Here is an 11,225-nt window from a genome sequence, read left to right as displayed (position 1 = left end):
CGCCGCCCGGGCGACCCCCGACCCTCCTGACCCTCCCTGATCCACCCACTGATCAGCGCAACCAGCCAGGAACGCACTCGTGACCATGATCACTCCCGATCCCGGGAACCACGCCTTGCCACCGCCCTCGCCCAAACCCTCGCTTCGCTCCGGCGGGGGTGTGCCCGGTACGCTCACCGCCGTGCCACACGCTGATCAGTCCCAAACCACCCAGAAGGGCGTTTCCGTGACATACCCCGGACCGCCCAGGCCGGCCCAGGTCTCCGCCACACCCCTCGCGGAACTCGCCGGACACCTGGGTGCCGCACGGCCGGAGACCGGGGAGGCCGCCACCGGGGTCACGGGCATCACCCACGACTCCCGCGCCGTCCGCCCCGGCGACCTGTACGCCGCCCTGCCCGGCGCCCGGCTGCACGGCGCCGACTTCGTGAACCAGGCGGCCGGCCTCGGCGCCGCCGCGGTCCTCACCGACCCGACCGGGGCCGAGCGCGCCGCCGCCACCGGGCTCCCGGTCCTCGTCGTCGACGACCCGCGCGGACGGATGGGCGAACTGGCGGCCACGATCTACGGCCGGCCCGGCCGCGACCTGCTCCAGATCGGCATCACCGGCACCTCCGGCAAGACCACCACCGCGTACCTCGTCGAGGGCGGTCTGCGCACGGTCCGCTCCACCGGCCTCATCGGCACCGTCGAGATGCGCATCGGCGACGAGCGCATCAAGTCCGAGCGCACCACCCCCGAGGCCACCGACCTCCAGGCCCTCTTCGCCGTCATGCGCGAACGCGGCGTGGACGCGGTCGTCATGGAGGTGTCCAGCCACGCCCTGGTCCTCGGCCGGGTCGACGGCTGCGTCTTCGACGTGGCGGTGTTCAACAACCTCAGCCCGGAGCACATGGAGTTCCACTCCGACATGGAGGACTACTTCCAGGCCAAGGCGAGGCTGTTCACCCCGGAGCGCAGCAAGCTCGGTGTCGTCAACCTCGACGACGAGTACGGCCGCCGGCTCACCAAGGAGGCCTCGGTCCCGGTCGTCACGTTCTCCGCCGACGGCCACCCCGACGCCGACTGGCGCGCCGTGGACGTCGAGGTCGGCCCGATGGACTCGACGTTCACCGTGCTCGGCCCGAAGAACGAGCGGATCACCGCGAGGTCGCCGCTGCCGGGCCCGTTCAACGTCGCCAACACCCTCGCCGCCATCGTCGCCCTGGCCGTCGCCGGGATCGACCCGCAGACCGCCGCCGACGGCGTCGCCGCCGTGCCGGGGGTGCCGGGCCGCCTGGAGCGCGTGGACGCCGGGCAGCCCTACCTCGCCGTCGTCGACTACGCCCACAAGACGGACGCCGTCGAGTCGGTTCTCAAGGCGCTGCGCAAGGTCACCGAGGGCAGGCTGCACGTGGTGCTCGGCTGCGGCGGCGACCGGGACCGCACCAAGCGCGCGCCGATGGGCGCCGCCATCGCCCGCTTCTCCGACACGGCCGTACTGACCTCCGACAACCCCCGCTCCGAGGACCCCCTCGCGATCCTCGCCACCATGCTCCAGGGCGCGGCCTCCGTGCCGGTCCACGAGCGCGGCGAGGTCCTCCTCTTCGAGGACCGGGCCGCCGCGATCGCCGCGGCCGTGGCCCGCGCGCGGCCCGGCGACACCGTGCTGGTCGCGGGCAAGGGCCACGAGCAGGGCCAGGACATCGCCGGCGTGGTCCGTCCCTTCGACGACCGCCAGGTGCTTCGCGCAGCTATCCAGCAGACCCAGGGATGAACTTGTGATCGCCCTCTCTCTCGCCGAGATCGCAGAAGTCGTCGGCGGGCAGACGCACGACATACCGGATCCGTCGGTACGTGTCACCGGACCCGTCGTCCGGGACTCCCGTGAGGTGGAGCCCGGCAGCCTCTTCGTCGCCTTCGTCGGCGAGCGCGTGGACGGCCACGACTACGCGGCCGCGGTCGTCGAGGCGGGCGCCGCCGCGGTGCTGGCGTCCCGCCCCGTCGGTGTGCCCGCGATCGTCGTGACCGACGTCCAGGCCGCGCTCGGCGCTCTCGCCCGCCACGTGGTGCGCGCACTCGGCACCACGCTCATCGCCCTCACCGGCTCCGCCGGCAAGACCAGCACCAAGGACCTGATCGCCCAGGTCCTGCGGCGCAAGGCGCCGACGGTGTTCACACCCGGCTCCCTCAACAACGAGATCGGCCTGCCCCTCACCGCGCTCAGCGCCACCGAGGAGACCCGTTTCCTCGTCCTGGAGATGGGCGCCCGGGGCATCGGCCACATCCGCTACCTCACCGGTCTCACCCCGCCCGAGGTCGGCCTCGTGCTCAACGTCGGCACCGCCCACATCGGCGAGTTCGGCGGCCGCGAGCAGATCGCGCAGGCCAAGGGCGAGCTGGTCGAGGCCCTGCCGCCGGCGAGCGAGGGCGGCATCGCGATCCTCAACGCCGACGACCCCCTCGTCCGCGCGATGGCCTCCCGCACGAAGGCCAAGGTGGTCCTGTTCGGAGAGTCCGGCGAAGCGGACGTACGCGCAGAGAACGTACGGCTCACGGACGCGGGACGGCCCGCGTTCCGCCTTCACACACCCTCCGGTGCAAGTGATGTGACCATGCGCCTGTACGGTGAGCATCACGTGTCGAACGCGCTCGCCGCGGCCGCCGTCGCCCATGAGCTGGGCATGTCCGCGGAAGAGATCGCCACCGCGCTCTCCGAGGCGGGCTCCCTCTCCCGTTGGCGGATGGAGGTCACCGAGCGCCCGGACGGCGTGACGGTCGTCAACGACGCCTACAACGCGAACCCCGAGTCCATGCGGGCCGCTCTGCGCGCGCTCGCGGCCATGGGCCAGGGGCGGCGGACCTGGGCGGTGCTCGGCAAGATGGCCGAGCTCGGGGACGAATCGCTCGCCGAGCACGACGCGGTCGGACGGCTCGCCGTCCGGCTCAATGTCGGCAAGCTCGTCGCGGTCGGGGGCAGGGAGGCCTCGTGGCTGCAACTGGGCGCATACAACGAGGGTTCGTGGGGTGAGGAGTCGGTGCACGTGTCCGACGCACAGGCGGCGATCGACCTGTTGCGCAGTCAGTTGCGCCCGGGGGACGTCGTACTCGTGAAGGCGTCCCGGTCGGTCGGGCTGGAGAGTGTGGCGCAGGCGCTGCTCGACGGCGGCAACGAGGGTGAGGTTGCCGCGCGATGATGAATCAGATCCTGTTCGCAGGAGTCATCGGTCTCTTCCTGACCCTGGTCGGCACTCCGCTGCTGATCAAGCTGCTGGCCCGCAAGGGCTACGGCCAGTACATCCGTGACGACGGCCCGCGCGAGCACGCCAGCAAGCGCGGTACGCCGACCATGGGTGGTATCGCCTTCATCCTGGCGACGATCGTCGCGTACTTCCTGGCCAAGGTGATCTCGGGCCAGCCGCCGACCTTCTCCGGTCTGCTGGTGCTCGGCCTGATGGCCGGCATGGGCCTCGTCGGCTTCCTCGACGACTACATCAAGATCGTCAAGCGCCGTTCGCTCGGTCTGCGCGCCAAGGCCAAGATGGCCGGCCAGCTGATCGTCGGTATCGCCTTCGCGGTCCTCGCGCTGCAGTTCCCGGACGCCCGCGACCAGACGCCGGCCTCCACCAAGCTCTCCTTCGTGCAGGACTTCGGCTGGTCCATCGGCCCGGTGCTGTTCGTGATCTGGGCGCTGTTCATGATCCTCGCGATGTCGAACGGCGTGAACCTCACCGACGGCCTCGACGGCCTCGCCACCGGCGCCTCCGTGCTCGTCTTCGGCGCGTACACCTTCATCGGCGTCTGGCAGTTCCAGGAGTCCTGCGCCAACACGCAGACCCTGACCAACCCGGCCGCCTGCTACGAGGTGCGCGACCCCCTCGACCTCGCGATCGTCGCCTCCGCCCTGATGGGCGCCTGCCTCGGCTTCCTGTGGTGGAACACCTCGCCCGCGAAGATCTTCATGGGCGACACCGGTTCGCTCGCCCTCGGCGGCGCCCTCGCCGGTCTCGCGATCTGCTCCCGCACCGAGCTGCTCCTCGCGCTCCTCGGCGGCCTGTTCGTCCTCATCACCATGTCGGTCGTCATCCAGGTCGGCTCGTTCCGCCTGACCGGCAAGCGTGTCTTCCGCATGGCACCGCTCCAGCACCACTTCGAACTCAAGGGCTGGTCCGAGGTCCTCGTCGTGGTGCGCTTCTGGATCATCCAGGGCATCTGCGTGATCGTCGGACTCGGCATCTTCTACGCGGGATGGGCGGCCGACAAGTGACCGACTGGCAGGGCAAGCACGTCACCGTCGCCGGGCTCGGCGTCTCCGGCATCCCCGCGGCCAAGGCCCTGCACGGCCTCGGCGCCACCGTCACGGTCGTCAACGACGGCGACGACGAACGCGCCCGCGCCCAGGCCGCCGAGCTGGAGGCGCTCGGCATCACCGTGCGCCTCGGAGACGGCGCCACCCTGCCCGAGAGCACCGACCTCGTCGTCACCGCGCCCGGCTGGCGGCCCGACAAGCCGCTGTTCACCGCCGCCCGCGAGGCGGGCCTGGAGATCTGGGGGGACGTCGAGCTGGCCTGGCGCCTGCGCGGCCCCGACGCGGCGCCCTGGCTGGCCGTCACGGGCACCAACGGCAAGACCACGACCGTCCAGATGCTCGCCTCGATCCTGAAGGCGGCGGGGCTGCGCACGGCGGCCGTCGGCAACATCGGGGTCTCGCTCCTGGACGCGGTCCTCGGCGACGAGGAGTACGACGTCCTCGCCGTGGAGCTGTCCAGCTACCAGCTCCACTGGGCGCCCTCCCTGCGCGCCCACTCCGCCGTCGTCCTGAACCTCGCCCCCGACCACCTCGACTGGCACGGCTCCATGGAGGCGTACGCCAAGGACAAGGGCCGCGTCTACGAGGGCAACCGGATCGCCTGCGTCTACAACGTCGCCGACAAGGCCACCGAGGACCTGGTGCGCGAGGCGGACGTCGAAGAGGGCTGCCGCGCCGTCGGGTTCACGCTCGGCACCCCGGGCCCCTCCCAACTCGGCGTCGTGGACGGCATCCTGGTCGACCGCGCCTTCGTCGAGAACCGGCAGAAGAACGCGCAGGAACTCGCCGAGGTCACCGACATCGACCCGCCGGCCCCGCACAACGTCGCCAACGCCCTCGCCGCGGCCGCCCTCGCCCGCGCCTTCGGCGTGCCCGCCAAGGCCGTACGGGACGGCCTGCGGGCCTTCACCCCGGACGCGCACCGCATCGCGCACGTGGCCGACGTGGACGGCGTCACGTACGTCGACGACTCCAAGGCCACCAACACGCACGCCGCGCAGGCCTCGTTGGCGGCCTACGAGCCGATCGTGTGGATCGCGGGCGGACTCGCCAAGGGCGCGACGTTCGACGAGCTGGTCGCCGGGGCGGCGAAGCGGCTGAGAGGCGTCGTGCTGATCGGCGCGGACCGCGCGCTGATCCGCGAAGCGCTCGCGCGACACGCCCCGGAAGTGCCGGTCGTGGACCTCGACCGGACAGACACTGGGGCGATGCTCGCGGCTGTCCGCGAGGCACGGGCGCTCGCACAGCCGGGCGACACGGTGCTGTTGGCACCGGCCTGCGCGTCGATGGACATGTTCGTCAACTACAACAGGCGCGGGGACGCGTTCGCGCAGGCAGTGCGCGAACTCGCCGCCGCGGACGGCTGACCGGCCCGCCCGTGCCTGGCGGGGGAGCTGGGCGAACCTGGGAGGGAACGCGTGACACGGATGTCGTCGGTGCGCCGCGGGAAGGGCGCCCCCGATGCCCAGTAGCCGTACCGGCCGTCCTCCCGTCCAGCGCCTCACCCGCAGGCCGCCCGTCCCCCGCCCGTCCCGCGAGAACCCCGTACGCCGGCTCCACACGCGGGCGCGGCGGGCCTGGGACCGTCCGCTCACCGCGTACTACCTGATCCTCGGCGGCAGCCTGCTGATCACCGTGCTCGGCCTGGTGATGGTCTACTCGGCCTCGCAGATCACGGCGCTGCAGAAGTCGCTGCCGGGGACCTTCTTCTTCCGCAAGCAGTTCCTCGCGGCCTCGATCGGCGCCCTGCTGCTGCTCGCGGCCTCGCGCATGCCGGTGAAGCTGCACCGGGCGCTGGCCTACCCGATCCTGGCCGGCTGCGTCTTCCTGATGGCCCTGGTCCAGGTGCCGGGGATAGGGCAGTCGATCAACGGCAACCAGAACTGGATCGCCGTCGGCGGCTCGTTCCAGATCCAGCCCAGCGAGTTCGGCAAGCTGGCGCTGGTGCTGTGGGGAGCCGACCTGCTCGCCCGCAAGGAGGACAAGCGGCTGCTGACCCAGTGGAAGCACATGCTGGTGCCGCTGGTGCCGGTGGCCTTCATGCTCCTCGGGCTGATCATGCTCGGCGGCGACATGGGCACCGCGATCATCCTCACGGCCATCCTGTTCGGCCTGCTGTGGCTGGCCGGGGCGCCGACCAGGCTGTTCGTCGGCGTGCTGTCCGTCGCCGGACTGATCGGCTTCGTCCTGATCAGGACCAGCGAGAACCGTATGGCCCGGCTCGCGTGCATCGGTGCCACGGAACCGGGGCAGGGGGACACCTGCTGGCAGGCCGTGCACGGCATCTACGCCCTCGCCTCGGGCGGAATCTTCGGCTCCGGGCTCGGCGCCAGTGTGGAAAAATGGGGCCAACTCCCGGAAGCGCACACCGACTTCATCTTCGCCGTCACCGGTGAGGAACTGGGCCTCGCGGGGACGCTGTCGGTGCTCGCCCTCTTCGCGGCTCTAGGCTATGCGGGTATCCGCGTGGCCGGACGCACGGAGGACCCCTTCGTCAGGTATGCCGCGGGAGGCGTGACCACCTGGATCACCGCTCAGGCAGTGATCAACATCGGTGCGGTGCTCGGTCTGCTGCCGATCGCCGGAGTCCCGCTCCCGCTGTTCTCCTACGGGGGTTCCGCCCTGCTGCCGACCATGTTCGCCATCGGGCTGCTGATCGCCTTCGCACGCGACGAGCCCGCTGCGCGGGCGGCGCTTGCGATGCGGCAACCCCGCTTTGGTAGAAAGCGGGGCGGCGGCCCTTCGGGGCGGCCCGGGAGATGGAACACGATGCGACGGCGCGCCTGAACGGCGCGTCCGTCCGGAGAGCGGTGAATTTCGGTGCATGTCGTCCTCGCCGGTGGCGGAACCGCCGGTCACATCGAGCCCGCGCTCGCCCTCGCGGACGCCCTGCGCAGGCAGGACCCGACCGTGGGCATCACGGCCCTGGGCACGGAGCGCGGCCTTGAGACACGCCTCGTCCCCGAGCGCGGCTACGAACTCGCGCTGATCCCCGCCGTGCCCCTGCCACGCAAGCCCACGCCCGAGCTGATCACCGTGCCCGGCCGGCTGCGCGGCACGATCAAGGCGACCGAGCAGATCCTGGAGCGCACCAAGGCGGACTGCGTCGTCGGCTTCGGCGGCTATGTCGCCCTGCCCGGCTACCTCGCCGCCAAGCGCCTCGGCGTGCCGATCGTCGTCCACGAGGCCAACGCCCGCCCCGGCCTCGCCAACAAGATCGGCTCCCGGTACGCGGCCCAGGTGGCCGTCTCCACCCCGGACAGCAAGCTGCGCGACTCCCGCTACATCGGCATCCCGCTGCGCCGCTCCATCGCCACCCTCGACCGCGCCGCGGCGCGCCCCGAGGCCCGCGCCCTGTTCGGCCTCGACCCGAACCTGCCGACGCTGCTGGTCTCCGGCGGCTCGCAGGGCGCCCGCCGCCTCAACGAGGTGGTCCAGCAGGTCGCGCCCTACCTCCAGCAGGCCGGGATCCAGATCCTGCACGCGGTCGGCCCGAAGAACGAACTGCCGCAGGTGCAGCAGATGCCGGGGATGCCCCCGTACATCCCGGTACCGTACGTGGACCGGATGGACCTCGCGTACGCCGCTGCCGACATGATGCTCTGCCGTGCGGGCGCGATGACCGTCGCCGAGCTCTCCGCCGTCGGGCTCCCCGCCGCCTACGTCCCGCTGCCCATCGGCAACGGCGAACAGCGGCTGAACGCCCAGCCGGTGGTCAAGGCCGGCGGCGGACTGCTGGTCGACGACGCGGAACTGACCCCCCAGTGGGTCCAGCAGAACGTCCTGCCCGTGCTCGCCGACCCGCACCGGCTGTACGAGATGTCCCGCGCCGCCAGCGAGTTCGGCCGCCGGGACGCCGACGACCTGCTCGTCGGGATGGTGTACGAGGCGATCGCGTCGCGCCGCTAGGGGCGCGGCAGAAGGCAGGGGAGCGTGGCCGGACCGACCACCGCCGAACGCGGCGCGGACGACGATCTGGACTCCGGCCCGCTTCCACGACGCCGTCCGCGGCTGCCCGGCCCCCGGGTGCTGATCGCCGTCGCGGTCGCCCTGGTGCTGCTCGGCGGGGTCTCGCTCTGGGCCCTGTACGGCTCGTCGTGGCTGCGGGTCGAGCAGGTCTCGGTGTCGGGCACCCGGGTCCTCACCGAGGACCGGGTGCGCGAGGTGGCCGAGGTGCCCCTCGGCGAGCCGCTGATTTCCGTGGACACCGACGCGATCGAGTCGCGATTGACGGAGAAATTGCCCCGAATCGACGTGGTTGAGGTCATTCGTTCCTGGCCTCACGGAATCGGGCTGAAAGTCGCTGAACGCACTCCGGTCCTGATTGTCGAGGCCGCCGGAAATTCGGGCAAGTACGTCGAAGTCGATGCGAAGGGTGTTCGTTTCGCCACCGTTTCGCGCGCTCCGAAGGGCGTTCCCGTGCTGGAAATGGCGCTGTCCCGTCCGGGTTCCTCCGCCGCGAGTCTGCGGCGGTTCGGCGAGGAGCGGCTCGTGCGCGAGGCGGTGCGGGTCGCGGGCGACATTCCGGCCGCGGTCGCGCGGGACACCCGGGTCGTCAGGGTCCGCTCCTACGACTCCATCTCGCTGGAGCTGGACGGGGACCGCACCGTCGCCTGGGGGAGCGCGGAGAAGGGGCGTGCGAAGGCGCGTGCGCTCAGTGCTCTGATGGAAGCCGCCCCCGACGCGGGGCACTTCGACGTGAGCGTCCCCACGGCCCCTGCGTCATCCGGGAGTTGACGCATATCCGTGCAGGCCAGCACCCTGGTTGGGCACCGCTACGGCTGATCACATAGGGTGAAAAGAAAAACGGGAGGTTCGGCGTGTTCGTTGAACGTGCGCCACTTGTCGACTTAGTGTCCTGTTCGGAAGAGTCCAAGGAACAGACACACTGGTAACCCTAAACTTCAGCGTTAGGGTTCGGGTCGGCGTTCGGACCGTCCCACTTCGGCATCAGTCGTCGGATCGCGGGTACCCCGCGAGGCGGCGACACGTAACTCGAGGCGAGAGGCCTTCGACGTGGCAGCACCGCAGAACTACCTCGCAGTCATCAAAGTCATCGGTGTCGGCGGCGGTGGTGTCAATGCCATCAACCGGATGATCGAGGTCGGTCTCAAGGGCGTCGAGTTCATCGCCATCAACACCGACGCGCAAGCTCTGTTGATGAGCGACGCCGACGTCAAGCTCGACGTCGGCCGTGAACTCACCCGCGGACTCGGCGCCGGCGCCAACCCGGCGGTCGGCCGCAAGGCCGCCGAGGACCACCGCGAGGAGATCGAGGAGGTCCTCAAGGGGGCCGACATGGTCTTCGTGACCGCCGGCGAGGGCGGCGGCACCGGCACCGGCGGCGCGCCCGTCGTGGCCAACATCGCCCGCTCGCTGGGCGCCCTCACCATCGGCGTGGTCACCCGCCCCTTCACCTTCGAGGGCCGCCGCCGCGCCAACCAGGCCGAGGACGGCATCGCCGAGCTCCGTGAAGAGGTCGACACCCTCATCGTCATCCCGAACGACCGGCTGCTGTCCATCTCGGACCGCCAGGTCTCGGTGCTCGACGCCTTCAAGTCGGCCGACCAGGTCCTGCTCTCCGGCGTCCAGGGCATCACCGACCTCATCACCACCCCCGGTCTCATCAACCTCGACTTCGCCGACGTCAAGTCCGTCATGTCCGAGGCCGGCTCCGCCCTCATGGGCATCGGCTCGGCCCGCGGCGACGACCGCGCGGTGGCCGCGGCCGAGATGGCGATCTCCTCGCCGCTGCTGGAGGCATCCATCGACGGCGCCCGCGGGGTGCTGCTCTCCATCTCCGGCGGGTCCGACCTCGGTCTCTTCGAGATCAACGAGGCCGCCCAGCTGGTCAGCGAGGCCGCCCACCCCGAGGCCAACATCATCTTCGGCGCGGTCATCGACGACGCCCTCGGCGACGAGGTCCGCGTCACGGTCATCGCGGCCGGCTTCGACGGCGGACAGCCGCCGGCCAAGCGGGACAACATCCTCGGCTCGGCCGCGGCCAAGCGGGAGGAACCCGCCCCGGTACGCGCCGCCGAGGCCCGCCCGTCCTTCGGCTCGCTCGGCAGCGTCAAGCCGAAGGAGGAGCCGGCGCCCGCCCCCGAGCCGGTGAGCGAGGTGCCCGTCGCCCCGCCGGTCCCGCCGTCCCGGTCCTACATGGACAGCGCGGCGGAGGAGCTGGACGTACCGGACTTCCTCAAGTGATAGGACAGCGCGAGGACGTGAGCGGCGCGCACTTCGCCTTCACCGACAGGTGGGGCGGGGTGAGCGCCGCTCCGTATGAGGAGCTCAACCTCGGCGGGGCGGTCGGGGACCACGCCGCCGCCGTGACGGCCAACCGGGAGCGGTCCGCGAGGTCGCTGGGCCTCGACCCCGGCCGGGTCGTCTGGATGAACCAGGTGCACGGCGCGGAGGTGGCGGTGGTCGACGGACCGTGGGGCGCCGCCGACATCCCCTCCGTCGACGCGATCGTCACCACCGGGCGCGGTCTCGCGCTCGCCGTGCTCACCGCCGACTGCGTGCCCGTGCTGTTGGCCGACCCCGTCGCCGGGGTCGCGGCCGCCGCCCACGCGGGTCGCCCCGGCCTGGTCGCCGGGGTCGTCCCCGCCGCCGTCAAGGCCATGATCGGACTCGGCGCCGACCCCGCGCGGATCGTCGCCCGCACCGGCCCCGCCGTCTGCGGCCGCTGCTACGAAGTGCCCGAGGCGATGCGCGCCGACGTGGCCGCCGTGGAGCCGACGGCGTACGCCGAGACCAGTTGGGGCACGCCCTCCGTGGATGTGAGCGCCGGAGTGCACTCCCAGCTGGAGCGACTGGGGGTGCACGACCGGAAGCAGTCACCGGTGTGCACGCTGGAGTCGCGTGACCACTTCTCGTACCGCCGCGACCGCACCACAGGGCGACTCGCGGGATATGTCTGGCTGGACTGATGGGC

9 protein-coding genes are annotated in these 11,225 nt (G+C 71.4%); all 9 read left to right on the top strand.

The features are described from left to right. Window positions 1-79 precede the first annotated feature (79 nt). The 9 genes from GSY65_RS09120 (at window position 80) to pgeF (ending at window position 11,220) form a co-directional block, all read left to right on the top strand. Window positions 80-1,756: a UDP-N-acetylmuramoyl-L-alanyl-D-glutamate--2,6-diaminopimelate ligase gene (locus tag GSY65_RS09120; RefSeq protein WP_201452486.1), complete on the top strand. Its 1,677-nt coding sequence runs from the start codon at window positions 80-82 to the stop codon at window positions 1,754-1,756. A 4-nt stretch (window positions 1,757-1,760) separates the two neighbouring features. Continuing rightward, window positions 1,761-3,176: a UDP-N-acetylmuramoyl-tripeptide--D-alanyl-D-alanine ligase gene (locus tag GSY65_RS09115; RefSeq protein WP_159766847.1), complete on the top strand. Its 1,416-nt coding sequence runs from the start codon at window positions 1,761-1,763 to the stop codon at window positions 3,174-3,176. Continuing rightward, on the top strand, window positions 3,173-4,246 hold the full coding sequence (mraY, locus tag GSY65_RS09110; RefSeq protein ID WP_159766846.1) for a phospho-N-acetylmuramoyl-pentapeptide-transferase: 1,074 nt from the start codon (window positions 3,173-3,175) through the stop codon (window positions 4,244-4,246). The genes GSY65_RS09115 and mraY overlap by 4 nt, the downstream gene beginning before the upstream one ends. After that, window positions 4,228-5,655 carry a UDP-N-acetylmuramoyl-L-alanine--D-glutamate ligase gene (gene murD, locus GSY65_RS09105; RefSeq protein ID WP_159766845.1) on the top strand — a complete coding sequence of 476 codons (1,428 nt, stop codon included), beginning with the start codon at window positions 4,228-4,230 and terminating at the stop codon, window positions 5,653-5,655. The genes mraY and murD overlap by 19 nt, the downstream gene beginning before the upstream one ends. A 94-nt stretch (window positions 5,656-5,749) precedes the next feature. Then, window positions 5,750-7,075: a putative lipid II flippase FtsW gene (gene ftsW, locus GSY65_RS09100; RefSeq protein ID WP_159766844.1), complete on the top strand. Its 1,326-nt coding sequence runs from the start codon at window positions 5,750-5,752 to the stop codon at window positions 7,073-7,075. A gap of 33 nt (window positions 7,076-7,108) precedes the next feature. Then, window positions 7,109-8,197 carry an undecaprenyldiphospho-muramoylpentapeptide beta-N-acetylglucosaminyltransferase gene (gene murG, locus GSY65_RS09095; RefSeq protein WP_159766843.1) on the top strand — a complete coding sequence of 363 codons (1,089 nt, stop codon included), beginning with the start codon at window positions 7,109-7,111 and terminating at the stop codon, window positions 8,195-8,197. Between the two features lie 24 nt (window positions 8,198-8,221). After that, on the top strand, window positions 8,222-9,025 hold the full coding sequence (locus GSY65_RS09090; protein ID WP_159766842.1) for a cell division protein FtsQ/DivIB: 804 nt from the start codon (window positions 8,222-8,224) through the stop codon (window positions 9,023-9,025). Between the two features lie 279 nt (window positions 9,026-9,304). Further along, window positions 9,305-10,495, top strand: a complete 1,191-nt coding sequence (gene ftsZ, locus GSY65_RS09085) for a cell division protein FtsZ (protein ID WP_159766841.1) — start codon at window positions 9,305-9,307, stop codon at window positions 10,493-10,495. Next, window positions 10,492-11,220, top strand: coding sequence for a peptidoglycan editing factor PgeF (gene pgeF, locus GSY65_RS09080; RefSeq protein WP_159766840.1), 729 nt, complete (start codon window positions 10,492-10,494; stop codon window positions 11,218-11,220). The genes ftsZ and pgeF overlap by 4 nt, the downstream gene beginning before the upstream one ends. Window positions 11,221-11,225: the final 5 nt, after the last annotated feature.

The sequence above is a fragment of the Streptomyces sp. HM190 genome (genome assembly GCF_009857135.1).
Taxonomy (GTDB): domain Bacteria; phylum Actinomycetota; class Actinomycetes; order Streptomycetales; family Streptomycetaceae; genus Streptomyces; species Streptomyces heilongjiangensis.
Note: the sequence above shows the minus strand (reverse complement) of the source record. Positions and strands in the feature narration are given on the sequence as shown.

What these genes read in the sequence shown, in the direction of transcription:
- mraY (WP_159766846.1), top strand. Translation starts at nt 3,173, where the DNA reads ATGATGAATCAGATCCTGTTCGCAGGAGTCATCGGTCTCTTCCTGACC.
- murD (WP_159766845.1), top strand. Translation starts at nt 4,228, where the DNA reads ATGGGCGGCCGACAAGTGACCGACTGGCAGGGCAAGCACGTCACCGTC.
- ftsW (WP_159766844.1), top strand. Translation starts at nt 5,750, where the DNA reads ATGCCCAGTAGCCGTACCGGCCGTCCTCCCGTCCAGCGCCTCACCCGC.